This is a genomic window from Chitinophagales bacterium, assembly GCA_041392475.1.
Taxonomy (GTDB): Bacteria; Bacteroidota; Bacteroidia; order Chitinophagales; family UBA2359; genus JAUHXA01.
In genome coordinates this window covers 530,514-557,127 of sequence record JAWKLZ010000002.1, presented here as the reverse complement: position 1 = coordinate 557,127, position 26,614 = coordinate 530,514, and the positions used below count along the sequence as shown (strand labels likewise).

The 26,614-nt window shown below is 38.7% G+C and carries 20 protein-coding genes; 14 read left to right on the top strand and 6 right to left on the bottom strand.

Translation table 11 applies throughout. From position 1 onward, the window contains the following. Positions 1–423 precede the first annotated feature (423 nt). Positions 424–3,861 (top strand): VCBS repeat-containing protein, encoded by a 3,438-nt coding sequence (locus R3E32_15720; protein MEZ4886183.1) that lies wholly within the window; start codon positions 424–426, stop codon positions 3,859–3,861. Between the two features lie 259 nt (positions 3,862–4,120). Beyond that, positions 4,121–5,224, top strand: coding sequence for a transposase (locus R3E32_15715; GenBank protein ID MEZ4886182.1), 1,104 nt, complete (start codon positions 4,121–4,123; stop codon positions 5,222–5,224). 142 nt (positions 5,225–5,366) lie between these two features. Here the strand turns inward: R3E32_15715 and truB are convergent, their stop codons facing one another. Continuing rightward, positions 5,367–6,101 (bottom strand): tRNA pseudouridine(55) synthase TruB, encoded by a 735-nt coding sequence (gene truB / locus R3E32_15710; protein MEZ4886181.1) that lies wholly within the window; start codon positions 6,099–6,101, stop codon positions 5,367–5,369. Between the two features lie 151 nt (positions 6,102–6,252). After that, positions 6,253–9,231 (bottom strand): T9SS type A sorting domain-containing protein, encoded by a 2,979-nt coding sequence (locus R3E32_15705; protein MEZ4886180.1) that lies wholly within the window; start codon positions 9,229–9,231, stop codon positions 6,253–6,255. A 163-nt stretch (positions 9,232–9,394) separates the two neighbouring features. Here R3E32_15705 and R3E32_15700 point away from each other — a divergent pair, with 163 nt between their 5' ends. From R3E32_15700 to R3E32_15690, 3 genes are all read left to right on the top strand, one after another. Next, positions 9,395–11,428, top strand: a complete 2,034-nt coding sequence (locus R3E32_15700; GenBank protein ID MEZ4886179.1) for an Omp28-related outer membrane protein — start codon at positions 9,395–9,397, stop codon at positions 11,426–11,428. Between the two features lie 294 nt (positions 11,429–11,722). Next, positions 11,723–12,430, top strand: coding sequence for a T9SS type A sorting domain-containing protein (locus R3E32_15695; protein MEZ4886178.1), 708 nt, complete (start codon positions 11,723–11,725; stop codon positions 12,428–12,430). A 149-nt stretch (positions 12,431–12,579) separates the two neighbouring features. After that, positions 12,580–13,260 (top strand): metallophosphoesterase family protein, encoded by a 681-nt coding sequence (locus R3E32_15690; protein ID MEZ4886177.1) that lies wholly within the window; start codon positions 12,580–12,582, stop codon positions 13,258–13,260. A gap of 20 nt (positions 13,261–13,280) precedes the next feature. Here R3E32_15690 and R3E32_15685 read toward each other — a convergent pair whose 3' ends face one another. Then, positions 13,281–14,375, bottom strand: coding sequence for a saccharopine dehydrogenase NADP-binding domain-containing protein (locus R3E32_15685; protein MEZ4886176.1), 1,095 nt, complete (start codon positions 14,373–14,375; stop codon positions 13,281–13,283). A gap of 389 nt (positions 14,376–14,764) precedes the next feature. Here R3E32_15685 and R3E32_15680 point away from each other — a divergent pair, with 389 nt between their 5' ends. The 5 genes from R3E32_15680 to R3E32_15660 all read left to right on the top strand — a co-directional run bounded on the left by R3E32_15680 (position 14,765) and on the right by R3E32_15660 (position 19,383). Beyond that, complete coding sequence (locus tag R3E32_15680; GenBank protein MEZ4886175.1) at positions 14,765–15,859, top strand: hypothetical protein; 1,095 nt, start codon at positions 14,765–14,767, stop codon at positions 15,857–15,859. Positions 15,860–16,145: 286 nt separating this feature from the next. Then, positions 16,146–16,775: a cytochrome c oxidase subunit 3 gene (locus R3E32_15675; protein MEZ4886174.1), complete on the top strand. Its 630-nt coding sequence runs from the start codon at positions 16,146–16,148 to the stop codon at positions 16,773–16,775. Positions 16,776–16,847: 72 nt separating this feature from the next. Then, entirely contained in the window at positions 16,848–17,801 is a 954-nt protein-coding gene (gene nusB / locus R3E32_15670; GenBank protein ID MEZ4886173.1) for a transcription antitermination factor NusB, read from the top strand. Positions 17,802–17,868: 67 nt separating this feature from the next. Then, the gene (locus R3E32_15665; protein MEZ4886172.1) at positions 17,869–18,723 is read left to right on the top strand and encodes a DUF1573 domain-containing protein; all 855 of its coding nucleotides are present in this window, start codon (positions 17,869–17,871) and stop codon (positions 18,721–18,723) included. 114 nt (positions 18,724–18,837) lie between these two features. Beyond that, entirely contained in the window at positions 18,838–19,383 is a 546-nt protein-coding gene (locus R3E32_15660) for a metal-dependent hydrolase (GenBank protein ID MEZ4886171.1), read from the top strand. Positions 19,384–19,414: 31 nt separating this feature from the next. On the opposite strand, the gene ppk2 (R3E32_15655) is transcribed toward R3E32_15660, so the two are convergent. Genes ppk2 (R3E32_15655) through R3E32_15645 form a run of 3 tightly spaced genes read right to left on the bottom strand, consistent with a single transcriptional unit; the run spans position 19,415 to position 22,127 of the window. Next, positions 19,415–20,194 (bottom strand): polyphosphate kinase 2, encoded by a 780-nt coding sequence (ppk2, locus tag R3E32_15655; GenBank protein ID MEZ4886170.1) that lies wholly within the window; start codon positions 20,192–20,194, stop codon positions 19,415–19,417. Positions 20,195–20,197: 3 nt separating this feature from the next. Then, positions 20,198–21,052: a polyphosphate kinase 2 gene (ppk2, locus tag R3E32_15650; GenBank protein MEZ4886169.1), complete on the bottom strand. Its 855-nt coding sequence runs from the start codon at positions 21,050–21,052 to the stop codon at positions 20,198–20,200. Between the two features lie 46 nt (positions 21,053–21,098). Next, entirely contained in the window at positions 21,099–22,127 is a 1,029-nt protein-coding gene (locus tag R3E32_15645) for a VWA domain-containing protein (protein ID MEZ4886168.1), read from the bottom strand. Positions 22,128–22,241: 114 nt separating this feature from the next. Between R3E32_15645 and R3E32_15640 the strand changes: the two genes are divergently transcribed. The 4 genes from R3E32_15640 (at position 22,242) to R3E32_15625 (ending at position 26,612) form a co-directional block, all read left to right on the top strand. Further along, positions 22,242–22,613, top strand: coding sequence for a cytochrome c (locus R3E32_15640; protein ID MEZ4886167.1), 372 nt, complete (start codon positions 22,242–22,244; stop codon positions 22,611–22,613). A gap of 255 nt (positions 22,614–22,868) precedes the next feature. Next, a complete protein-coding gene (locus tag R3E32_15635; GenBank protein ID MEZ4886166.1) occupies positions 22,869–24,011 on the top strand; it encodes a DEAD/DEAH box helicase in 1,143 nt (380 codons plus the stop codon). Positions 24,012–24,066: 55 nt separating this feature from the next. After that, positions 24,067–24,942: a crotonase/enoyl-CoA hydratase family protein gene (locus R3E32_15630; GenBank protein ID MEZ4886165.1), complete on the top strand. Its 876-nt coding sequence runs from the start codon at positions 24,067–24,069 to the stop codon at positions 24,940–24,942. A gap of 56 nt (positions 24,943–24,998) precedes the next feature. Next, a complete protein-coding gene (locus R3E32_15625) occupies positions 24,999–26,612 on the top strand; it encodes an AAA family ATPase (GenBank protein MEZ4886164.1) in 1,614 nt (537 codons plus the stop codon). The last annotated feature ends 2 nt before the right edge of the window (positions 26,613–26,614 follow it).

Below are 26,614 nucleotides of genomic sequence, written 5' to 3'. Positions count from 1 at the left end.
AGATTTGCAAATTTATTAGTACCAAATGGAAGAGACTTGTGTTATTAACATAAAAAAAAATAGGCAGGAGTATGATATGTTAATAAAATAACATTATACGAATAATTGTGAATCAGAAGATAAAAAAGCGAGCCAGCCAATCCGACGGTGCAAGTAGTGAGAAAAGGAATTCGAGGCCGCAGTTAGATTGTTATGTCAAACTGCAAACCTAATACTGCCAATAAATCAGCAGCAACCGAAATGAAGACCATCTAAAACGGTGTCACCTCGGGGGTGTCAGACCGCATACGACTCGCCTGTTAAAGAAAGTACTAAGTTAATGGTTTTTTCTTATTTTTGTTCAACATCCCATTCATCACCTATAAATTATTTCATGGGCGAAGAATAGGATTTACATATAGACAAAAAATAAAAAAGAATACTATGTTTTCTTATCCATTTAAAACCACCAATTTAAGCCGTTTCGGGGCATTATTTTTATTGGTGAGTTTCCTGCTACAAACAGCTTGTACTCAACCCGAAAGCACTTCAAAAAGTTCCTCAAACAATTCAACATCCAAAACAACTGCAAAAACAGGTGATGTGGATTACAAATCTCCACTGTTCACCCTCCTTCCTTCGTCCGAAACAGGTGTGACATTTGGGAATTTTCTGCAAGAGGATATTTACAGCATCAACAATGTGCTTTCCTACGAATACTATTATATGGGCGCAGGCCTTGCAGTAGGCGACATCAACAACGATGGATTACCAGATATTTTCTTTTGTGGCAACAACGAAGCCAACCGATTGTACCTCAACAAGGGCAATTTCAAATTTGAAGACATCACCGAAAAAGCAGGAGTCGGTAGCAAGCGTTTCACAACAGGCGCAACTATGGCAGATGTCAACAACGATGGGTTGCTGGATATTTATGTGAACAATGCAGGCCCTCATATAGACGAAGCCTCTAAAGCCAATGAACTGTATATCAACAAAGGAGACGGTAATTTTGTAGAAAGTGCGGCAGAATATGGCATTGACAATGGCGATTGGTCGGTACAATCTGCCTTTTTTGACTATGACAAAGATGGCGATTTGGATTTGTTTGTTTCCAATCATTCCACTTATTTTAGAATTCCCCTCAATGTGGTTTTCAAAGACTTAGAGAACCCCGAAACGCTCTACAAAATGTCGAGTAAATTCTACCGCAACGACAATGGAAAATTCAAAGATGTGACACGGGAAGCTGGTTTGGTCAATCACAGTTATGGTTTGGGTTTGGTCATTGCAGACATCAACGACGATGGTTATCCCGACATTTACCAAGCCAATGACTATTCCGTTCCCGACCGAATGTACATCAATCAAGGCAATGGTACATTTGTGGATGAGCAGAAAACCCGCACCAAACACGTTCCATGGTTCGGCATGGGGGCAGATATTTCAGACTTCAACAATGACGGATATTTGGACATCGCATCTGTGGACATGGCAGCAGCCGATCACATCCGTGGAAAAACGTTGATGGCTTCAATGGATACCGATTTGTTTTGGGGCTTAGTCAATCAGTTGAATCAGCAATACCAATACATGTTCAACACATTGCAGGTGAACAATGGAAATGGAACTTTCAGCGAAATTGCGAACATGGCAGGCGTGGCAAAAACCGATTGGAGTTGGTCAGCCCTCTTCATGGATGTCGACAATGATGGTTGGAAAGATTACCTCGTTTCGAATGGTATGCGCCGATATGCCCTTGACAATGACTTTAGGATAGCAATGGAAAAAGCACGTCAAGAAGGCGGAGGCACAGTTCCCAATGAAAAACGCCCCGAACTATGGAAGATGATGCCCGAAGTACCCCTCTCCAATATGATGTACCGCAACAATGGCGACTTGACCTTCACCGACAAAGCGACAGCTTGGGATATGGCGCAACCATCTTATTCAACAGGCGCAGCGTATGCCGATTTTGACGGAGATGGCGACCTCGATTTTGTGATGAATAACACAGATACAGAGGCTTTTATCTATAGAAACAATGCCAACGAATTGACGGGTAATAATTACCTCCGACTGCAATTGTTGGATGATGGCAAAAAAGCAAATACCCTCAATGCCAAAGTGACGATTCATGTTGGCGACCAAATTCAATACCAAGAACTAACCTATACCCGTGGTTATCAATCGGCTGTTGAAGAATTTGTGCATTTTGGTTTGGGCAAGGCGGACAAGGTGGATAAGATTGAAGTGAAATGGCTGGACGGCAAAGAGCAAATATTGACGGATGTGGCTGCCAATCAGCTATTGAAGGTGGATAAAAAAGATGCAAAGGCAGGTTCTCAAATCCAAAAACCAAAGGTAGAAGGACTTTTTGCGGAAGCGAATCTGCAAAAAATGGGTATTACCTTCAAGCACACCGAAAATGTCTATGACGACTTCAAAACCGAAATCTTGTTGCCGCACAAACAATCGATGTTGGGACCTTTTGTGGGCGTGTCGGACGTGAACAAGGATGGTTTGGAGGACTTTTATGTAGGAGGCGCAGCAGGTCAAAGTGGCGTATTGTATTTGCAGGCAGCAGATGCGACTTTTTACCCTGCCCAACAGCAACCGTGGTCAGCAAATGCAGCTTCGGAAGATATGTATCCCTTGTTTTTTGATGCGGACAACAATGGTTATGATGACCTCTACATTGTGAGTGGCGGCGGTGGTGAATTTGCAGGAAAGGAGGCTTTGCTTCAAGACCGTTTGTATGTCAATTTTGGAGAGAAAGGTTTTGCACAGGTCAAGGCTTTACCCGATATGTTGAGCAGCGGCATGAAAGCGCAAGCGGCTGATTTTGATGGTGATGGCGATATGGATATTTTTGTGGGAGGACGTACTACGCCAGGGAAATACCCTTTTCCTTCTCGCTCTTATTTGCTCCGAAATGACAACAAAAAATTCAACGATGTAACGGCTGAACTCGCTCCCGAACTGCAAGAAGCGGGCATGATTACCGACTTCAAATGGACGGACTTCAACAAGGACGGTCAAGTGGATTTGATTGTGGTAGGGGAGTGGATGCCTGTCAGTTTCTACCAAAATGAGGGTGGTAAATTCAAAGATGTGACAGCAGAATACGGCTTTGCAGACTACACGGGTTGGTGGTACAGCATTGAAGTAGCAGACATTGACGGGGATGGTGACGAGGATTTGATTGCAGGAAACATCGGTTTGAACAACAAATTCAATCCTTCTCTCAAGAAACCTTTGCATGTGTATGCCAATGATTTTGACGGAACGGGTTCTTTCGACATCGTATTGAGCAAGGAGTACAAAGGGCAGTTGGTGCCTGTTCGTGGACGACAATGTTCGTCTCAACAAATGCCTTTTGTTGCCGAAAAATTCCCGACCTACAATGATTTTGCACACGCCAATTTGGAGGAAATTTACGGCGAGCAAAAACTGGAATCGTCGTTACACCTGCAAGTAAATGATTTCCGTTCGATGATCTTTATCAACAATGGCGACCAATCTTACACTGCAAAACCGCTACCAAATGAGGCGCAAATGGCTCCTATCAATGGGATTGTGGTGGTGGATGTGAACAAGGATGGCCATCAAGATTTGGTAGTGGCTGGAAATATGTATCATGCGGAGGTCGAAACTCCGAGATATGATGCTGGAAATGGCTTGGTGCTTTTGGGTGATGGTAAGGGGAACTTCAATCCTTTGAATGTGTTGGAGAGTGGATTTTTTGCGCCTAAGGATGTGAAGGATGTGGCTTTGATTCATTTGGGAGCGCAGAAGGAGATGGGGATTTTGGTGACGAATAATGATGGGGAATTGCAGTTGTTTCGGCTGAAGGGGGAGAAGGGGATTGTTTTGAAGTAAAAACGTAAATACTTGTTAAATTATCAATAGTTCGTGGTAAAACTACGTATAATCTATGCGTGTAATTTTTCAAAGAAAGGTAAAAGTCTTATATTAAATGATTACCAAACATAAAAAAAAGACTTTTACCTATGAGCTTCGAGAAACTCATCGATACAACATTAGAGCAAATGCCTGATTTAAACAAGTGGAAACGAGATTTTTTAGCCATAATTTCAAGCTACAGTGTCAGCTTCGAGGTCGTCATAATTTTCTAAATATGGCACGTTATGGCGGAAAAAATGAAAGCACTTATAGAAATAACTATTCTTATGATTTTGATTTTAGTTCGTTTAATACAGCATTGATAAAAGAGTATTTTTCAGAGGATTGTGCAGTTGCTTTTGACCCAAGTTACATTCGTAAATCGGGTAAACATACTCCTGGTGGAGGCTATTTTTGGTCAGGTTGTGCGAACCGTGCTATTTGGGGCTTAGAAATAGGAGGCTTTGCAGGTATAGATATAGACCAAAACACCGCTTTGCATTATCGGGCAGACCAAACTTTTTTTGATAAAGAACAGTATGGAAGCTTATTAGGATATTATGCGTATTTGGTTGTGAGTCACATATCAGAGATTTTGCAGATTTCCAAGTATTTAGTGGTGGATGCCTTTTTTTCACGAGAACCTTTTGTAAGTACAGTATATGATGCTGGTTTAGAGATAATTAGTCGTTTAAGGGATGATGCAGATTTGATATACCCTTATGTGAGACCACACCCTAAGAGACGAGGTCCGAAAACGAAGTGGGCAGGTAAATTTGACCCAAAAAATCTAAATGAGGCTTATTTTACTCGGTGTTTGGCACAACAAGACAAAGACAAGCAAGAAAACTATGAACTCTATGAAGGAGTCGTGTACTCTAAAGCACTTAAACGTTTCATAAAGGTAGTGGTACAGTATAAATTAGATGACCAAGGAGAAATGAAATCTTATAAACTTTTCTGTTCCACAGATTTGCAGTTATCAGGTGTAACGATTTTCCTTCTATACAAAATGAGATTTCAAATTGAGTTGCTTTATAGAGATGCCAAGCAGTTTACAGGATTGGAGCATTGTCAAAGCAGAGATGAAGATAAACTTGACTTTCATTTCAATACTTCTTTGACTACTGTTTCCTTAGCCAAAGCAGCCTTTCATCTCAACAAGCCCATTGAACAAAGAAAACCTTTCTCAATGAGGGATATTAAAACCCAGATGTTCAATGATTTGATGATGGATATAATAATTAAGGAGTGTGGGATTGCCCCGAACAGCCCAATAATTCAAAAGGCTCGTAAGAAGGTTAGAAATTTGGGCAAAATTTACCCCATGGTCGCATAACTTTGACCATTTTAGGGAAAATTCCCGAAGTTTAGAACTCTAATTAATCAAATAATTACTCGATTTTTCAAAAAATGATAATCGAAAGATAATTTTTATACATAAAATTATCACGAACTATTGTTGGGTTTGCATTTGTTTTTTATTTTTCAGATTCTCCATTTTCGCTTGTTATCTCTTTAATTTTGGCAATCAATGTTTCCAATTCCCACGCATCCAAAATGTTGTGTTCTCCAATTTTTGTACGCCGCAAGGAAGACAAATAAGCACCATTGTTGAGAGCCTTCCCAAAATCATAGGCAATGCTTCTGATGTAAGTACCTTTGCCGCAATGAATCCGAAAATGAACGTCAGGCAATTCTATTTTGGTAATCTCAAATTCGTGTATTTCAATAGTTCTCGCCTTCAACTCTACTTCCTGCCCTTTTCTTGCAGATAAATACAAACGTTTGCCATCTACTTTTATGGCCGAAAAAATGGGAGGGAACTGCTCAATCACACCTATGAAAGATTCAGTTGCCTGCCCTACAGCCTGTTCGGTAATGTTGCTGATGTCAAAAGTTTGGTCAATTTCGGTTTCCATATCATAAGAGGGACGTGTTGCTCCTAAAGTAAAAGTACCAGTGTATTCTTTAGTTAAGGCTTGCAGTTCATTGATTGTCTTTGTGTTTTTACCTGTACAAACAATCAACAAGCCTGTTGCCAAAGGGTCTAAAGTTCCTGCATGACCTACTTTTACTTTTTTTCTGGGCGTGTGTATTTGCGAAATGGCGATCCTCAATTTGTTCACTACATCAAAAGATGTCCACTTCAAAGGTTTGTCTATCAATAGCGTTTCTCCTCCCCAAAAATCGAAGGGTTTTGTTTGTATCGGCATGTCTTTGTTAAAAAATGAAGAAAAAGGACAAAGTTAAACAGACAAAATGAAAAATGGCCTATAAAATAAAACCCCCTTACTGCCATTGCAGCAATAAGGGGGTTTGAAACTAATAATCAATGAACCTGTCACTGATTACCAATCACTATAATTAATGAATTACCACGATTTTTTGAGTAGAAAGAACTGTGTTGTCTTTGCTCAATTGGTAAAGGTAAGTACCTTCTGCCAAACCATTGGTTTTCACTTCAATTTGAGTTGTTCCACTGTCCACATCACGTCTCATAATCAAACGACCAGCCAAATCTCTGATTTGTAGTTGTAAATCTTCGGTGATGTTTACCAATTCGATGATAGTATATTGGTTTGCAGGATTTGGATAAGCTCTTGATAAAGTAGGTTGGTCGAGGTCTTCAATTCCCACTGCAAAATCAACGGTTACATCTGCATTGGTTACACAACCATTTGCGCCAGTAATCTCCACAGAATACGTACCCATTTCGCTCACTTCAATGGTTGGTGTATTAGCACCATTTGACCAAACATAAGTAGCCCCTTCGTTGGTTGCATCCAAAATAGTGCTTGTACCTTCTTCAATATGAATCACCGACTCAAAATTGACAACAGGAGCAGCAGTTGCCGTAACAGTCAATTCTCTTCTTGGTCCTTCACACAAACCATTCACAGAAGTTGCATAAAATTTGTGTACGCCTTCTGCATCATTAGCAATGTATTTGGCAGGATAGAACATATCTGTGTTCTCGTTTGTACCTTCATATACAAGGTTGTTGGCTTCGTCATATACATTGAAGGTCAAGGTACAACCACAGAAAGCAGGAATACCTTGTAAGTTGATACCAGTTGCTTCATCACTTGCACAAATAGAGATATTAGGTGTTGCAGTAATCGTTGCAGCGGGTTCTTTATAGACAGTCACATTTTTGGTAACAGAACCACCACAACCAGCATAAGTCACTGCAAAAACACCCAATGGCTGACTACCTACACCTGCTGTGAACATTGCACCTTCATCGGTCACTTCAACGCTACTGTTTCCAGTTGTTGTCCAAATACCATCTTGACTCATAGGCATCAATTGAAGGGGTAAATCGCTTTGGCAAAACTCAAGTACCTCACCCTCCGTACTCCATTCAGCATCAATCATGTCTATAACTTTCACTTGTTTTTCAATTGAATTAGAACATCCATCTATCTCTACTGAATAAGAAACAGTGTATTCACCAGCTTTACCTGGATTCCATTCGCTTCCTTCAATATTCACGCCATCAATCGCAAATATTCCTCCTTCAATGCCCATAACCTCAAAGATAATTTTGCCATCTTCGATACAGAATTCTTCAGGAGCTTCAAATCGAGCATCAGGACCTTCTCCTAAAGACAATTGTACAGCATATTGTTCTTGTGTACCCATTTCATCGATTACAGTGAAACTATATACACCGGGGCTTAGGTCAGACACAGTATTGCTGGTACTCATAATATTGTCCCAAACAACTGCATAAACGCCTTGAGCTTGTGTTGCTTCAACAGTAATAGACCCAGTGTTGGCACCAGGGCAAAGTTCGTCTTGTACTGCAACAGTCACTCCCAAACCTTTGATTTCACCACCTTTCACATTGCTTTCTACATTCGTACCTGTCTGACCAGTAGAATTGTATCCTTGAAGAATCTGCTTCGTAGTTCTATTCTGAATAAACACCACTGTTCTCAACAAAGAAGGATCTACAAAAGAAGGATAGTCATATGAGAAACTCAATTCATTCTCCATTCCAGCTGTTTGTGCAGGAATTGCAGTTCCACCAGAACCTGGGAACATTTTACGCATTACCTGTGGAAAGTCTTTTTCTCCATTGGAACCTGGAGGAGAATCATAAGATACCATATCTTCAACAACTACTACATGAGCTACCAGATTGTTGTTGTTGATATCGTTTTTCGCAGTAATTTTAACATTGATATTTGCACCTGTACCCAAAGGCATCATACTTTCGTTCAACTCAATCACAAATTGAGTAGATTCTTGACTCATCGCAATGATGTTATCTGCATCAGCAGGCAAAATAGCTGCCTCAGTTGAACCATTCAAAAAAGCACTCGGTACACCTGATACTCCATAGTAACCAACACGGTCACTAGGTTCAACTGTATTTTGATTGTACATCGGATCAACACCTGGCCATGAGGTATGGTACTTGATAGGAGCTACTCTAAAGCGGTTTTCTTCAAGCATGGCATCAAAAGCGGGGTTTCTTACAGCACAAGGACCACAAGATGCCTGTGTAAAGTGTTCTATCACAACATCATTTTCAGTAACCTGATCTAAAATATTCAAGTTTTTATTCAAAGAATTGTTGCTTGCATCATCATCTGCAAATCCGTTTACCTTTGAAACCCATACCTTCAAATCATGTTGCCCCGCAACAGCAGACCACTGAGTAAGGTGTGTAAAATCAATTTCGCTAAAAGAATAAGGAGCGATATCTAAACCACTTACAGTTTCTTTGTAAACATTGCCTCCATCAATTTGCCAATTGAGGACTACGGAATTTACCGTAGTTGTACCCAAGTTTTCAAATGAGCCAGTAATAGCAGTAGGGCCTTCGACCAAATAACTTGAATTGCCTACTGTGATAGAACGCATTGCTACATCTGTTCTTGGAGAAATTCCTACAGGTTTGAAAGTATGCGACATAGAATTTCCAAAAGCTCCTCCGCTTACGGGTGGGTCTGCACCTAATATTTCATAAGAACCATCTCCAAAACTACAACAGATACCATCACCATAGTCGTCATACATAGTAAAAGTAACTTCTAAACCAGAAGGAATACAAATAGACTCTGCAAAAGAGCCAGATGAATATACTCCTTCACAGCCTGCTAAAGCAGCTTGAAGACGTTTGCCACCAGGTTTGATGTCTTCACAACCGCCTGACGCAATAATGAAACCTTGAAGTTCCACTTCCCAGTACATTTCATTACCGTAGCTGTCGCTATTTAAAATCAAAATCACCTCTGTTTCAAACTCGCTGCATTGAGCAAAAATTGGAGATGAAAACCCCAAAAGCAAGAAGAGGGCAAATAATTGTAATGATTTTGTCATTCGTTTCATGTTAAATATTTTGTGTAAAGAATTTATGTTCCTCTGTGTCGCCAAAAATACCAAAAAAGTTTAGACAATAGGCTAATATTAGACGTATCTCTATTAATTTTGTCGCTACATTGACCAACAAAATCAAAGTAACACACAATTTTTAACTCCCACAATTTTTTGTATGAAAAATATACTACCCATCCTCTTGTTATTATTTGTTAGTACCCTTGCTGCAAATGCTCAAGGGGCAAAAAAATATGTCCTTTTTGAGCATTTTACACAGGCTTCTTGTGGTCCGTGTGCAGAACAAAATCCTGCTTTTCAAGCATTGTATGGACAAAACGAAACAACTGCACACCATATAGCTTATCACACCTCATGGCCTGGCTTCGACCCTATGTATCAACACAATCCAAGCGAACCGACCAATCGTGTTTCGTACTATGGAGTGACAGGAGTACCTGATATGTACACCAATGGGGGTGATAGCAAAAGTCCTGCAAATGTGACACAAGTAGATATTGATAACATTGTATCTCAAACCAGTCCAATCAGCATTTCTGTTGAACAAGAAAGATTGACAGATACCGAAGGAATAGCCAATATTTCTGTCACTACTCATGGCGCAGTTCCAAGCGGGAATTGGGTTATTCGAGTAGCAGTCGTAGAAAAGATGATCAATTATAGTTCTGCTCCCGGCTCCAATGGAGAAAGAGATTTTCCAAATGTTTTCCGCAAAATGCTTACCAGCATGAGTGGAGAAAGTTTTGAAGCTGCTGCAATTGGAGAATCTACCAATTTTTCTTATTCATACACTACTCAAGAAGAATGGAATGTTGACCAATTGTATATATTGGCATTTGTGCAAAATAACAGCACCAAAGAAGTACTCAACTCTGGTTCGAGCATTGACATTCCTGTTCAGCACACTTCCTTTGAATGGGCAAATATCAAACAGGTAAATGCAGGGGAAACGGCATCTTTTGCAGGTTCGATGCAAACGCTCTACAAGTCTTTGAGCAACCTTCAATTCAGCCTAACCACTGACGCACCTGATGATTGGTCTGCTTCTATGGTCATTGGCGACTTGGATTTGCCGATTGATTTTGCACAACTACCTTTTGAAGGAAATGTACTTTCAAACTTGGGTATCAAAGTAGTAGCAGGTGCGACAAAAGCATTGGCTCGATATGAATTAACGATTACTTTAGCAGATGCACCGCTCGTTTACCCAATGAAGATTACCTACTTTGTGAACAATGGAGTCAAAGATGTAATTGTAGATAATGCCACCAATCCTGCTTGGGGACCTGAATTTAACGAAGGATTGGCTTTTGCAGGAAGCGAAGGGTTTGGGCGAATCAGCAAAAAAGCGTTTATTGATGGGGTCACCTTTCAAGCATTGAATGGAATGGAAAACGTTTACTTCAATGTAGGGTGGACCTTTCCTGCCTTAAACCAAGATTTTTTGTTTATGCTCATGAACAGAATGGATGCTGGAGTCAATTTATTGATTATGGGGCAAGACATTGGATGGGAAGTAGAGGGGGATAATTCTCCATACAGCACACCGCTTGCCCGTTCTTTCTTCCGCAATTATTTGCACGCTGAATTTGTAGCAGATGGTAATGGTTCTAACTCTGTTTTAACCCCTGTGTCAGGTGATGAAGACTTCGGACACTTAATTAATGCTTCCATTATTGATTATTACAGCGGCAGTTTTTATCCTGACCAAATCAAACCCGACCCAAGCAGTCAATTTGCTACACCCATTTTTAACTACAACAATTCGTCTTCCAAAATTGCAGGAATCAAAGCCAATACAGGCGTTTACAAAATGGTATATGTAGGAATTGGTTTAGAAATGATGGGTACTGAAGAAAACCGCAATGCATTTATGAAAGCAACGCATGATTGGTTTCATGGTATGACGACAGATATAGCTTTCGATGAGGCTCTTTCCAATATTGGGATAGGACAAAATTACCCTAATCCGAGTAACCAATTCACAAAAATTGATGTGACAAATATCAATCGTGATTTAACACTTATATTGATGGATGCGGCAGGTAAAAAAGTCATGGAACAAACAGTTGTAGCAGGTAGCAAACAAATTCAACTTCCTACAGCCCACCTTCAAAATGGCATCTACGTTTACCAATTGAAGACCGACAATACTATTTTGAGTACTAGGAAATTGGTCGTGACACATTAGAAAAATAGACACAAATGTAAATTTTTGGTTGAGTCAAAAGTAACTTTCTTGCTATTTGAAAAGTCTAATTACCAGCGATTCAAACGAAATTTTATAAAAAATGAGTTGCGTACTCGACACATTATAGAAAATGCAACTCATTTTGCCATTTTTATGTCATGTCTTTTTATTTGCACATAAAAATGAACTTTTTGGAGTTTTTTTTGTGATAAAAAGGTTACAAATCATTATATTCCCCCGTTAAATTACTTAAACACGATAAATTATTTTTTTAACACGTAAACACTATAGCTGATGAACAAAAAAATACTTACTTATTTGTTTACTCTTTTCCTTGCAGTTAGCTCCTTCCCGCTTGTTGCACAAACACTTACAGGTTCTCCTGATGTAAATGTTGAGGCAGGTGACTTTCTCACTGAGTTTGAGATTGTCGCTCATTCAACGATTCACAACAATTCAAATCAGGCCATTGAAGTAAAATGGGCAAGGATTGAGAACAATATTCCTGATGGATGGAATAGTCAAGTTTGTGATCCAATTAGCTGCTGGGCACCTTTTGTAAATGGCAATCCCCAACCTTTGACCATTCCTGCAAATGGTTCTATGTTATTGGACCTTCATTTTCAACCCAGTGAAATTGAAGGAAAAGGAGTTGCTATTGTACAAGTTTGGGCTGTTGCGGATAGTTCAAATGTGAACATTACGATGACTTACTCAGCAGATGCTTATACTGTAGGAATTGAAGATGACCCGATTAGTCAAATTAAGGTTTATCCAAATCCTGTACGAGACAATTTGACAATAGATTTGGGATATGATACCAATGTACGTTATGTAGAAGTATATAACTTGATTGGTCGAAAAATGGCTCATTATTCTGTGCCTTCAAATGGAGGTAAATACCGCATCAATGCTTCTGCATTACCTGAGGGTATTTATTTTGTAAAAATGCTCAACAAAAATTATGAGCAAATCGCAACGAGATCTTTCGCAAAAGACTGATAATTAGACCGAATCATTGCTTTCTGCAATAAGAAGTTTAGAGATCAGCCATAGTTAAACCTCAAGATGTTTAGACATCTTGAGGTTTTTTTATTACTTTGTAATATTATTTAATCTCAAGTTTTGACCATTCATTGCTAATAAATGTTATGAGAAGATTTGCAATTTCCGATATTCACGGATGTAAGGCTACATTTGAAAAAATGCTTACAGAGGTGATTCAACTTCAAAAAGAAGATACGCTGTATTTGTTGGGTGATTATATTGATAGAGGTCCTGACAGCAAAGGTGTTTTTGATCTGATTATGGATTTACAAGAAAAAGGCTATCAAGTACACTGTTTGATGGGCAATCATGAAGATATGCTGTTGCGTTCGTTTCAATCTGCTATGACTGCTGATAGTTGGCTCATGGCTGGAGGAGATGCGACTTTGCACAGTTTTGGGGTAAAACATTGGAAAGACATTCCTCAAAAATATTTTGACTTTATGGAAAACCTTCAATATTATTTTGAATTAGACGACTATTTGTTGGTTCATGCGGGATTTAACTTTCGTTATGCCGAAAACTTGAAGGATTTATATAAAGATGAATTTGCTATGTTGTGGCTGAGGTATTGGTATGATGACATCAAGCCTCAACTCATTGAAGGGAGGACGATTGTGCATGGGCATACACCTACACATCATGAGTTGATAGAAGAAATGCTGCACGATGATTCTCCTTTAGATATCGATGCCGGCTGTGTGTATGAAGGGCATGGGATGGGGCATTTGTGTGCTTTGGATATGGACAACAAGACTTTATCGTTTTTGCCTTATTGTGGATAACATATAAATAAGTCGATTTCTTACTGAATATCAATCTTACGGTTTAGCAATACATCTTCACGTACCATACCTGGTATTTCCATAATAAAATCATAGCCATAAGCACTTGAAGGTGTTTGAAACCCGACTTTGTATTTACCATTCAACACTTGTCTGACACTTGCCAATGCGGTCAATGCGGTGATGGTATAACCTTCGGGACCTGATAATCGTGCGCTCACTTTATTACCTTGACTGTCTGTAGCTTCTCCCCATAAGAAACTGGATGCTTTTTTTCGCTGCCGATCAGTCGGACCACTTGGACGAGCGTCAACCGCTTTTTGAAGAAATCGCTTCACAAAGTCACGTTTTAATAGCCATTTCATAGAACTAGCATTTTTCATAAACCACAATGTGGCTGGAGTGACAGCTGTGTAAACTTCAATATTGGGAATGCCTGTGCTGTAATATGCCGTAGAAACATCACCCCACGGAATAGTGACTGCTTCCTGCGGTTTGCCTCCTCGCCAAAATTCAAAACTACGCTTCTTGTAGATACTCGGTACTTCTTTTATAACTCCCCTCTCCCGAATGGCTCCACCTTTGTCAATACTACGAAGCATAGTCGTAGCTGTGCCGTGCGAGATGCTGCTTCCTACACTGGTGAAAGCCAAGGTGAGGTGCGTTGCAGTAGGAAGACAGTTTTTGAGGTAGGCTGCCAAACAATCTGAGGGAACTACATCAAAACCAACTCCAGGGAGTACCATGATATCTGCTTCTTTGAAGCGTTCGTTCATTTGAGCCAACATTTCAAAAACGGCAATTTCACCCGTTATATCGAGATAGTGTGTCTTGTTTTTGATACAAGCTTTAATCATCGGTAGGGCTGTATCTTCAAAAGGTCCTGCACAGTGTAAAACAACTTTCACGCTGAGTACCAAATCATTTAAAGCCCTCGTATCTTCTAATGAACAGATTTGATATGGAAGTTTGAGTTGTTTGCTCATTTCCATCAGTTCTTGTTCGTTTCGACCTGCCAAAAGAGGTTTCATTCCACGTTCGGCAGCCATGCGGGCAACGAGTCTGCCTGTATAACCATTGGCGCCATAAATCATGAAATCTGGATATTGAATCATGCTTGTATTTGTTTTGTAATAACAGTATAATAGTAGCAACACTAACAAATGTAATGAAAAAATGGCACTGTAAGTTCTATGTTGTTGCTTTCTTAATTTAAAATTAGTATGGTTTTTAAAACTGTGGTTCTGTGACAATTTTTGTGGAAGCAATAAAGACTTCGGAAGTTTCATTTTATAAGAAGTTAATTTTTAGCGAAATAGTTTTTTGATTTTGTAAGCGGCAAACTTCCAAAATCTCAAATCACAGATTTTGTCAAAGAACCAAAACTGTTTACTTTTTTCGGTGGTTAAGCTATTAATACGATAAGAAGGTCTAAACAAGTTCAAATTGAAATCATCATTGGTTTCTAAACCTAAAAAATCATTCTTAATAAAAATAGTATCGCATGAAATTCTTTAACACACTGCTTCTACTTTTGATGTTTGTTGGATTGCCATTATGGGCGCAAGATACTGCTGCCGTTCAATCTGAAAAAGAATCGGAAGACAACACACTCAGAGAGGAAGCAATCGCCGCTAATCACGCACTTTTTGAAGCCGAAGATGTATTGGAATTGACACTCACAACCGATTTGAAGGCTGTGAAAAAGGACATTGGGGAAGAAAGAGAATATCATCCTGCTACGATTAGCTATTTAAACGAAGAAGGGAAAACGGTTAATGTAGAATTGAAGGTGAAAACAAGAGGAAATTCTCGAAGGTCGAAAGATATGTGCAACTTCCCTCCTTTGCGGCTCAACTTCAATGATGAACAGTCAAAAGGAACTATTTTTGAAGGGCAGAATAAGGTAAAATTAGTTGCCCATTGTCAAGACAACGATGATAATTACAAAGAATATGTGCTGAGAGAATATTTTGTTTATAAAGCATTTCAAGCATTGACGGATAAAAGTTTTAGGGTTCGTTTGTTGAAAATGACGTATGTGGATAGTGAAGACAAGAATGAAAAAATGGAAAAGTATGGATTTATCATTGAAGGCGATGACTTTCTGGCAGCACGTATGGAGGGAAAAATGCTGGAAGATAAAAAAATACATGCTGAAAATACCGATAAACCAATTGCAGATCGGGTGGCAATTTTTCAGTTTATGATAGGAAACTTGGACTGGTCAGTACAAGAAAATCATAATATGAAAATTTGTTACAATATTGGAGGATTGCCTTATTGTATTCCTTATGATTTTGATTTGACGGGGATTGTAGATGCGGAGTATGCTTTGCCACCCGAAATGTTGCCAGTAAATACGGTGAGAGATCGTCTGTATAGAGGGTTTTGCAGAACACCAGAAGAATTTGAAGTGGCTTTTGAAGAATTTCGAGCAGCTAAAGATGCAATTTATGCTATTTACAATGAATCAGAATTGTTGAGCGAAAAATATGTTAACAATACAATAAAATATCTGGATGATTTTTATGAAATCATCAATAATCCTAAATTAGTTAAACAACATTTTTTGAAAAAGTGTAGGAGAGCAGAGTAGGTTTGATTTAAAGCAAAGAAAGTTTGACAATCAATGTGTTGATTATCAAACTTTTAAAAAAGGGCAAACTGAAACTCTTTACCCCTAAGGAATTCCAGCCGCCCCTCGAATTAAAGCACTCTCATTGTTGTAACACGGAGGATTATATTTTGGTTATGAAAAAGTTCACTTTTTGTGAAAAAAAAATTGAATTATTTGTAGTTGCAGACACAAAATCATCAACTTATCTTACTTAATTTTGTTGTGAACCCTATCCGGCATAGCCGTTCATACAATAACAGGTATCATGAAATCACATAGTAATACATCCTCAGAAATAGATACATATCAAGATCCATCTTTCACAAAAATTCATCCTTTGCAGATGATGCTTTACTTTGCTATATCCAGCCTTTCTGTACTATTTTTGGGATTGACAGTTGCCTATTTTTTTTCTAGCGGTACTTGGACTTGGTCGCAATTTCGATTTCCAAAGGCATTCTTATTCAGTACTATTGCGATTGTAGCAAGTAGTTTTAGCATACAGCGAGCTTTGGGTTTCTATCAAAATGACGCATCCGAAAAACTCAAAAAAAGCCTTTTTATGAGTTTGATATTCAGCGTGTTATTTGTAGTATTGCAGATCGTTGGGTGGTTTGATTTATATACAAGAGGTATTTACATTTCAGGAAAACCAGATGGCTCTTACCTTTATCTAATTTCGGCACTTCACGCCCTGCATGTGATAGTGGGCTTGGCTATTTTAGGTCATTTTTATTCGCAAACTATTAAAAAGATACAAGACCCAGTTACTTCATTATTGTTCTTCACGACTCCTAAGGAAGAACGACATTTAAAGATGATTATAACCTATTGGCATTTCGTAGATATTTTGTGGGTTTATTTATTGCTTTTCTTTTTGTTCAATCACCTCTAAAAACAAAAAAATTGTCTAATTTTGAGGCGTATTTTGTCTGCTTAAATCACAGACAAATAAAAACATAAGAAAATGCTTACTCGAAGATCTTTAAGAATAAAAGTATTACAGGCGATTTATGCCTGTCAGCAAAATTCATCGATGTCTGAGCAAGGCATACAGAATCTGTTTCAGAAAAGTATTGACAATGTGTATCGCCTTTTTTTGTATCAAGTTCTAATGCTCACAGAAATAGCTCGATATGTGACTGAAGATAAGAACAAAAGGTCTAGAAAACACTTGGTAACAGATGAGGACAAAAACCTCTCTACTCGTCTTTGGGACAACAAGATTATCCAAGGAATAGTGACTGATGAAGAATTTCAACAAAGGATAAAAGCGGAAAAACTAAAATACTTGATTGAACCGAACGTGGTGAAAGAATTGTACAAGATTTTCGTAAAAACGCCTCAATACCAAGAATACATAAACCAAGAAGAACCAAAAACGAAAGGAGATAAACAACTGTTGAAATTCCTTTTTAAAGACATCATGCAGGCGAGTGAACTTTATGGCGATTATTTGGACGACCATTTCACCAATTGGGTCGACGATGATGAAGCCGTCGAAAGTGCTATCACTAGCTTGATTCTAAACTTCAAAGCCCCTTCCAATAATGCTCCAATAGTAGCCCTTAGAAAGGTGCGTGATTGGGATGAAAAAGTGCAATTTGGCAAAGAGTTATTGCAGCACACCCTCAAATACAAAGAAGAATTAATCGCACTGATTACCCCTCAACTTAAGAATTGGGAACTCGAAAGGGTTTCACAAATCGATGTTATTTTACTGCAATTAGCACTTTCTGAACTACTCTATTTTCCAACGATTCCTGTAAAAGTATCTATCAACGAGTATATAGATATATCGAAGTTTTACAGCACTCCCAAAAGCAAAGATTTTATCAATGGCATTTTGGATAAAATGATGAACACTTTGAAGGAAGAAGGTCGCATTATCAAACTCGGTAGGGGGTTAGTTGGATTTTAAGGCACTTTTTTTGTTTTATTATTTGAAATAGATTATATTAGCGTAATTCACATTAAAATAAAGTGTCATGAAAAAGTCATATTTATTGAGCATTATTGTCATCCTAGCTGTACTAAACCTACTCATGTTCAGCTGTCAAAATGATAACACCACCCAAAAAAACACAAACGTTGTTGAAGAAACAACAGCCAACCACCATACAGATTCAGTAACAATCGAGGAAGTCATTACTGCAATTGAAGACTCTACAAACGCCACTATTGCAGATGAAAATGAGGCTGCAATAGTTAACGAGGAAGCTGAAAAGAAAACAGAAACAAAAATTGTAGCCGAGAAAAAAACCGAAAAGAAAGCTGTTACAATGAATATGCCCGCCACCCCTCCAAAACCCCAAAAGCCTGCTGCTCCAGTAGCCCAATTCAAATTTGATGAAAAAGAATACAATTTTGGAACGGTAAAAGTAGGTACAAAAGTAGAACATGACTATTATTTCACCAATACTGGCGAAGTGCCTTTGATCATTGTAGATGCCAACTCTACCTGTGGATGCACCATTCCAGAAGTACCTACTGAACCAATCCCCCCAGGTGGACGAAGCAAGGTAAAAGTCACTTTTGATTCTACTGGAAAAATTGGTATGCAAGATAAACACGTCACCATCATAGCCAATACCTCTCCTCAAAATACAGTGATTCACCTCAAAGGATTGGCACTTACCGAAAACATGATGCCTACTAAAACAGCAACAACTGCCTCTCCTTCTCCGTATGCTTCACCAAAATTGTCAGAACCTGATCCCACACCTGCAAAGGAAGAAATACCCACTAACGATGATGGTAAAACTACTTCAGACCAAGAAAGTAGCATGATGCCTACTGTGGACAAACCTGCTGCAAGTACTGCTAATAAGAAAGACCAGTAGAAAAAAAAATACTCAATCTAAAGCCAATGAAAATCAAAATAATCACAGATTCTCATTGACTATTTTTTTCTATTGCCAAGAATTCACTTCAAATTTAACCTAAAATAACAGAGAATGCCTTCCGCCTTTTCTCATGCCGTAGTAGCCATAGCGGGTAGTAAAATAGTCCGCCCCAACCATTCCTTTTGGAAATTGTGCTTATTGGCCATCTTTTGTGCAGTCATTCCAGATGCAGACGTTTTGGGCTTCAAAATGGGCGTTCCTTATGAGAGTATGTTTGGGCATAGAGGTTTCACCCACTCTTTGTTCTTTTCCTTTCTGTTAGGCCTTTTTATCAATCTTATTTTTTACCGTAACCTATCCCTATTCTCCCGAAAATGGTGGGCATACTGTCTATTCTTTACAGCAATCACCTTCTCACATGCTTTGTTAGATGCCATGACCAATGGCGGACGAGGTTGTGCATTTTTTGCGCCATTCAGTGCCGAGCGTTATTTCTTTCCTTTTCGTCCCATCAATGTTTCGCCCTTAGGCATTAGTAGGTTTTTCACACAATGGGGATGGCGAGCCTTCAAATCAGAGCTTATTTGGGTATGGATTCCCTCGATTGTGTTAGTAGGAATTTTTCAATTGCAGAAAATGCTAAAAAACCGAAGTTGATAAAAAGATAAGTCTTATTTTTTCTTAATAATCAGCCTTTTGGATAAGGAATAGTTTTCAGAATATGTTCAATAACCGCTACTCTCGCCTCCGTTTTTTTATCTGCATCAATGATAATCCACGGAGAAAAGTCCGTATGCGTTTTTTCAAACATTTTTTTCTTGTATTTCGTGTATTCATCCCACAGTTCCTGAGCACGTTCATCCACAGGAGTCATTTTCCATTTTTTGAGTGGATTACTTTTGATGTCTTTGAATCGCTTGGCCTGCTCTGCTTTCGTAATCGAAAAATAAAATTTAATCAAGTAAGTACCGGACTCAATAATCATCCTTTCAAAATCATTCACCTGCCCCATAAAAACATGGTATTCTTCCTCAGTACAAAAACCATTGACGGGTTCTACAACTGCTCTATTGTACCAACTCCTATCAAATAAAACAATCTCGCCAGGCTTCGGCAAACGATTCACATACCGTTGAAAATACCATTGCCCCTCTTCCTCTGACGTAGGTTTAGGTAAAGCAAATATTCGATAATATCTCGGATTAATGTGTGCAGTAATCCTCCTAATAGCTCCCCCCTTACCAGCAGCATCTCTTCCTTCAAATAAAATCACTACTTTTTTATCACCTTCAATAGCCCAATTTTGTAGTTGAATCAATTCAGACTGCAATTCTCTGAGTTTCAATTCATATTTCGCCAATCGAAGAGCCTTTTCAAGATTTACAGTCTTATCACTCAACAAAGATTTCAATCCTATTTTTGAGTTAATAATCTGTAAATCCTCCTCTGATAAATCTTGTTTTAACATAACTTATTTTATATTTTGGTTCAAATCTCTATAATATCTAAAAATCACATTTGGGTCAGAAAGCAAAGACACTTTAGCTTTAAGTTTACCCGTATAATCGAACTGCGAAAGCACGTACCGCATACTTTCCAATCGAGCAGTTCTCTTATCATTCGTTTTTACGATGATCCACGGGCTAAAAGGCGTATGTGTTTTTGAAAACATCACTTCTTTGTAGTGCGTATATTCATTCCAAAGCTCTTGCCCTTTCATATCTACAGGGCTAAATTTCCAAACCTTCAAAGGATTTTGAAGTCTTGATTTAAAACGCCTTTGCTGTTCTTCTTTAGAAATAGAAAACCAAAATTTAATTAATTTAACGCCATCTTCATACAACATGTGTTCAAATTCTGAGACTTGCCTCATAAAATCATGGTACTGTTTTTTATTGCAGAAGCCCATCACGGGCTCTACCACAGCTCTATTGTACCAGCTTCTATCAAAAAACACAATTTCACCAGCATTCGGCAATTCTTTGATGTATCTCCTAAAATACCACTGACCTTGCTCTACTTCCGTAGGTTTTGCAAGAGCTACAACCCCCGCCGAACGAGGATTTAGATGCTCTATAAACCTCTTGATAGAACCTCCCTTTCCAGCCGCATCCCTTCCTTCAAAAATAACGGCAACCCTCATCTTTTTCTTGACCACCCAATGCTGAAGATTCACCAATTCCGTTTGCAGCAACTCCAACTCTTCTTCATAGCGCAGATTTCTCAGGTGCTTTTTTAGATTGATGCCTTTTTTGTCAGCAATATCCAATAAATCCTGCCGTTTCTTAGCTTTCAATAAATCCTCTGACGAAAACATAAGTTCCATTAAATACTATTCACTTTTTAAGTTTAAAATCTTTTCTTACTGGATTTTACTCAAATAATTTCCAACGACTGAACCAGCCACTTTTCCTCTCAGAAGTAAAAAAGCCCAAAATCATCAAAAGCACTGCAAAACCAATAAAATACTGAAATTGATCGGCATAGTCGGTAAAAACATAGTCTTCAAAATCCCGTTTTTCAATGTTGTTCAATTCATCAATCACCACTGCAATCTCATTTCGTGCGCCTTTAATAAGGAAATATTTCCCTCCTGTTTTTTGAGCGATTTCCTTCAATACCTCCTCATTCAACTTAGATACTACCAACTGACCACTCCGATCTTGTTTGTAGCCCACCTTTCGCCCCTGCATATACACAGGAATAGAACTTCCCTCAACAGAACCAACACCCAATGCGAATACTTTAATACCTTCATTTGCAGCTTCCTCTGCTTTCTCAATAGCTCCTTCTTCATGATTTTCGCCATCCGAAATAATAATCAAAGCCCTATTTTTTTCACTCTCCTCTTCAAAAGATTCCCTCGACAATTCAATTGCCTCACCAATTGCAGTACCCTGAGTAGGAACAATATCTGTGTTAATGGTCTGCAAAAAAAGTTTTGCAGCCGCATAATCTACAGTCAAAGGCATTTGCAGATAAGCATGACCTGCAAAAACAATAATGCCAATCCTATCATTGCTCATGCCATCTATCAACCTAGACAACAATTGTTTGGCACGATCCAACCGAGTTGGCTGTACATCTTCGGCCATCATACTTTTTGACACATCAATGGCCACCATCACATCAATCCCTTTTCGCTGTACCTTTTCGAGCTGTGAACCCAATTGAGGATTCGCTAAAGCAATGACAATAAAAACAATGGTAAGTAGATATAAGAAAATTTTAACTCCTTGTTTGCGCTCCGAAAAATCGGGAACCAAACGACTCACCAAATCTTGCTCTCCAAAACGTTCTATGGCCTTTTGTCGCCAGCGTCTATTCATCCAAAACAAAAAATAAAGCATTGGCACAAGTACCAAACCCCACAAATACTGTTCATTTTCAAATTGAAACATAGTTCGATTTTATTGCGATTTTTATTTTGACTTAAAATTGTAGCTTAAAGATAAGCGTAGATTACCAAAATCTTGAAAAATTTCGTAATCTTATCCTCAAAATTAACTCATAACATGAATCGAACAATCATTTTTTCAACAGTATTTGCACTTATTTTTGCACTTTGGTCTTGTGGAGAAAGCACTCCTCCAAAAGAAAACAATTCTACTCCTGTAAAAGAAGTAGCTGAAACCTCAAATACAGAAGGCAATAATGCTGAATTAGGCAAAAAAGTCTATAGTCAGTTTTGTGTAGCCTGTCATGGTGCCGATGGAAAATTAGGAATCAATGGCGCAGGTGATTTGACCGCTTCCGCACTTCCCGAAGCAGAAGTCATTACCCGTATTCAAAAAGGCAAAGGGCTAATGACTCCTTATGAAGAAATATTGAGCGAAGCACAAATCAACGCAGTAGCAGCGTATGTGATAGCTATGAGGGCTAAATAGATAAATACGCTCCCTATAGACTTCCAAAATTTATTCAGGAAGAATGGCGGATTATTTTTGTTGCCAAGTTCTTTTCAAAGCAAAAATTTCGGAAGTCTTTGCTCCAAATCGGTAAATTGCTGGAGAATTAAACGGTCAACTCTTCAATTCAAACTTGACTGAACACTACCAGCAATAGAACACCCTCTCGTTTGTTTTTCCGATAAGCTAATCCAGAATCCTTCCTAATAAAGTCAATTAAACACATACCACAAAATGTCATTTAACGATTTGGGTTTAGCCCCTCCTTTGATTGAAGCTTTAGCCACACTCAATTACAAACAACCAACTCCCATCCAAAAAGCCGCCATACCTACCATTTTAAGCGGCAAAGATGTATTGGGTATTGCACAAACTGGTTCAGGAAAAACGGCAAGTTTCGTGTTGCCTGTTTTGATGAACTTGCAGAAAGGTGCACCTCTGAAAAACAGACAGGTAAAGGTATTGGTCTTAGTGCCTACAAGAGAATTGGCGATGCAGGTGAATGAGATTTTTCAACAATTTGGAAAGGTCATGCCACAACGCATCAAATCTTTGGCCGTTTTTGGAGGCGTATCTATCAATCCTCAAATGATTGCGCTCCAAAATGTTCATGTTTTGACCGCAACACCAGGCAGATTATTGGAGTTGGTCGCTTCTAAAGCAGTACACCTATCGGATGTCAAAACACTGATATTGGATGAAGCCGACAAAATGTTGAATCGCAGTTTTCAAGACGAAATCAATGAAATCCTTGCCCTCTTACCCCAAAAAAGACAAAATCTCCTGTTTTCTGCAACGCTTAGCAAAGAGGTAAAGGAAATCAAGCAGATGTTGTTGGAAGAACCAACAGTCATAGAAATTGAAACTGAAAGTACTAATATTGACTTGATTCACCAATCTGCATACTTGGTGGCAGAAGAAAGAAAAGGGCCTTTCCTCCGCTATTTGATTAAAACAAAAGAACTAAAACAGGTTTTGGTTTTCGCTTCTTCTACCAAAAAAGCCACCAATATTGCCATCAAACTAAACAAAAATGGCATTGAAGCCTTGTGTATTCACAGCCAAAAAAGTCAAGGCGCAAGAACAAAAGCTTTGGCAAAATTCAAGTCGGGAGAAGTACAAGTATTGGTCACAACCGACCTTCTTTCTCGTGGAATTGACATCGAATTTTTACCTTGTGTCATCAACTACGAATTGCCCCGCTCACCCAAAGATTACATTCACCGCATCGGTCGAACGGGACGGGCAGAGGCTTCGGGTGAAGCAATTTCGTTGGTGACAAATGACGAATTGCACCACTTCAAAATCATTCAGAAGAAAATGGGCAAATGGATTCAATTGAGTTATACAGAAGAGGTGGATTTGCATGGGTATTAGTTGGACATTGGATAGAGCAAGCAGCTTTTTTTCATTTTTATTTTCATTTTAATTCATGAAATATAACACATTAAAATTAGAAATCAAAGAGTACATCTTGACAATTACACTGAATAGACCAGAAGCCTTGAATGCTTTCACGGTCGAAATGGCGAATGAACTCATTGAAGTCTTCAACAGAGCGAACGACGACGACAATATTCGTGTGATAGTGGTCACAGGTGAAGGGCGTGCTTTTTGTGCAGGAATGGATTTGTCTGTGGTAGGCAATGTTTTTGGATTGAACGAAGATTTTCACCCTACGATGGACGATATGAACAAGCGTTTGGAAGACCCCGAAATCATTGAAGGAGTGAGAGATACAGGCGGGCGAGTTGCCTTGGCGATTTACGACTGCAAAAAGCCTGTCATTGCAGCTATCAACGGTGCGGCAGTGGGCATCGGTGCGACTATGACCTGTGCGATGGACATTCGTTTGGCTTCTGAATATGCAAGAATTGGTTTTGTGTTCAACAAAATTGGGATTACCCCAGAAGCTTGTTCTACTTGGTTTTTGCCTCGAATTGTGGGCATTTCTACGGCATTGGAATGGACTTATACGGGTGAAATATTGAAGCCCGAAGCGGTGTTGGCAGCAGGTTATGTGAAAGGGGTTTATCCTGCGGGTGAACTACTCGAAGAAGCCTACAAAATTGCCCGCAAAATTGTGGCACACAGTCCAGTAGCCATTACCCTCACCCGACAAATGATGTACCGCAACGCCGCTAAAGACCATCCTGTTGAAGCCCATAAAGTGGATTCTTTGGCTATTTATTATGCGAGTTTGAAGGATGGAAAGGAAGGAGTTGCTTCTTTTTTGGAGAAACGCAGCCCGAATTTTACGCAGCAATCCTCGTCCGATATGCCTGATTTTTACCCTTGGTGGGAGTAGGAAACGAGACGTATTATTATTGGGCTTATGTAGTCTAATTTCTGTATCTTTGGAATATGAAAGGATTACCCACAGGACGACAAAATTTCAAAGCCATTGTTGAAGAAGGCTTGATTTATGTTGATAAAACACAACAGATATACAATTTGATCTCAAAGGGGAAGTTGTACTTTCTTTCTCGTCCTCGACGATTTGGCAAATCACTTTTAATTTCTACTTTTCAACACATTTTTGGAGGATACAAAGATCTATTCAAAGATTTATACATTGGTCAAAAAAAGGACTATGATTGGCTGTCCTATCCTGTTTTGAAGTTCAACTTTGCATCCTATGGTTATCAGGTAGAAAACTTAGAAGAAAGTCTCAGTTATGAACTTCAAAAATATGCCAAAGAATATGATGTTGAAATTTCGACTGTTTCGCTTTCTGTTCAATTCAAATCTTTGGTAGAGCAAATTTCACAAAAAGGCAAACCTGTTGTTGTTCTGATTGATGAATACGATAAACCTATTGTCGATTTTTTGACGGACACGGTGAAGGCTAAAAAAAATCAACATGTATTGAGAGATTTTTTTAGCCCTTTGAAAGATTTGGAATCAGACGAACACCTTCATTTTTTATTTGTCACAGGTGTTTCCAAATTTAGCAAGGTGAGTTTATTTTCAGATTTGAATAATTTGACGGATTTATCGATTGACCCCCTTAGCACTGATTTAGTAGGGATTACCCACAAGGAATTGTTGTTTTACTTTGATGCTTACATCCAAAAAGCTGCTGAAAAATTTAAAATGTCTAAAGAGGGCATATTGCAGGGGATCAAACTTTGGTACAATGGCTATTCTTTTGATGGAGAAGCTTTTTTATACAATCCTTATTCGATTCTTAGTTTTTTCGGAAAATTCCATTTTGGCAATTTTTGGTTTGCTACAGGAACTCCTACTTTTTTGGTCAAAAGTATTCGCAACAACAGCATCCTACCGATGGAATTGGAAAACAAAGAAGTTCCTGAAACTTTTTTTGACAAATTTGCACTTGAGAATTTGGACATTGTGGGTTTGTTGTTTCAGACAGGTTATCTGACCATCAAAAAAACCAAACGAAAGCGTTATGAAATGAGTTATTTTTTGGGCTATCCCAATATTGAAGTACGCAAATCATTGGTTCATAATTTATTGGAAGCTTTTACCTATCAAACAAGTTCTGTGGTTGGGGTGGCCTTATTAAAAATGCAAGGCGCATTGGAGGAAGGAAATGTAGGCGTTTTTATTGAACAACTCAAAGTTTTGTTGTCGGATATCTCTTACCACTTATTGCCCAAAAACAAAAAACAAGATTCACAAGCAAATCAGCAAAAAGCTTTTGAAGTGTGGGAAGGCTATTTTCAAACCATTATTTATTTAGTCACCGCTTTTATGGGTTTGTATGTTCAAACCGAAATCACGAAACATCAAGGACGTTTGGATTTGTTAGCAGAAACCGATGATTTTCTATATATTATGGAATTCAAATTAGATGAACCTGCCGATGATGCTATCCAACAAATCAAAAACCGAAAATACACTGCTGCATACAAAAACTCTCCCAAAACCATCTATCTTGTTGGTATTGGCTTTTCTAAGAAAGAAAGAAATGTAGAGAATTGGAAAATAGAGGAATGGAAAAGAATTTAGCC

Coding starts and splice junctions, on each gene's coding strand:
- R3E32_15720 (MEZ4886183.1), top strand. CDS start 424: ATGTTTTCTTATCCATTTAAAACCACCAATTTAAGCCGTTTCGGGGCA.
- R3E32_15715 (MEZ4886182.1), top strand. CDS start 4,121: ATGGCACGTTATGGCGGAAAAAATGAAAGCACTTATAGAAATAACTAT.
- truB (MEZ4886181.1), bottom strand. CDS start 6,101: ATGCCGATACAAACAAAACCCTTCGATTTTTGGGGAGGAGAAACGCTA.
- R3E32_15705 (MEZ4886180.1), bottom strand. CDS start 9,231: ATGAAACGAATGACAAAATCATTACAATTATTTGCCCTCTTCTTGCTT.
- R3E32_15700 (MEZ4886179.1), top strand. CDS start 9,395: ATGAAAAATATACTACCCATCCTCTTGTTATTATTTGTTAGTACCCTT.
- R3E32_15695 (MEZ4886178.1), top strand. CDS start 11,723: ATGAACAAAAAAATACTTACTTATTTGTTTACTCTTTTCCTTGCAGTT.
- R3E32_15690 (MEZ4886177.1), top strand. CDS start 12,580: ATGAGAAGATTTGCAATTTCCGATATTCACGGATGTAAGGCTACATTT.
- R3E32_15685 (MEZ4886176.1), bottom strand. CDS start 14,375: ATGATTCAATATCCAGATTTCATGATTTATGGCGCCAATGGTTATACA.
- R3E32_15680 (MEZ4886175.1), top strand. CDS start 14,765: ATGAAATTCTTTAACACACTGCTTCTACTTTTGATGTTTGTTGGATTG.
- R3E32_15675 (MEZ4886174.1), top strand. CDS start 16,146: ATGAAATCACATAGTAATACATCCTCAGAAATAGATACATATCAAGAT.
- nusB (MEZ4886173.1), top strand. CDS start 16,848: ATGCTTACTCGAAGATCTTTAAGAATAAAAGTATTACAGGCGATTTAT.
- R3E32_15665 (MEZ4886172.1), top strand. CDS start 17,869: ATGAAAAAGTCATATTTATTGAGCATTATTGTCATCCTAGCTGTACTA.
- R3E32_15660 (MEZ4886171.1), top strand. CDS start 18,838: ATGCCTTCCGCCTTTTCTCATGCCGTAGTAGCCATAGCGGGTAGTAAA.
- ppk2 (MEZ4886170.1), bottom strand. CDS start 20,194: ATGTTAAAACAAGATTTATCAGAGGAGGATTTACAGATTATTAACTCA.
- ppk2 (MEZ4886169.1), bottom strand. CDS start 21,052: ATGGAACTTATGTTTTCGTCAGAGGATTTATTGAAAGCTAAGAAACGG.
- R3E32_15645 (MEZ4886168.1), bottom strand. CDS start 22,127: ATGTTTCAATTTGAAAATGAACAGTATTTGTGGGGTTTGGTACTTGTG.
- R3E32_15640 (MEZ4886167.1), top strand. CDS start 22,242: ATGAATCGAACAATCATTTTTTCAACAGTATTTGCACTTATTTTTGCA.
- R3E32_15635 (MEZ4886166.1), top strand. CDS start 22,869: ATGTCATTTAACGATTTGGGTTTAGCCCCTCCTTTGATTGAAGCTTTA.
- R3E32_15630 (MEZ4886165.1), top strand. CDS start 24,067: ATGAAATATAACACATTAAAATTAGAAATCAAAGAGTACATCTTGACA.
- R3E32_15625 (MEZ4886164.1), top strand. CDS start 24,999: ATGAAAGGATTACCCACAGGACGACAAAATTTCAAAGCCATTGTTGAA.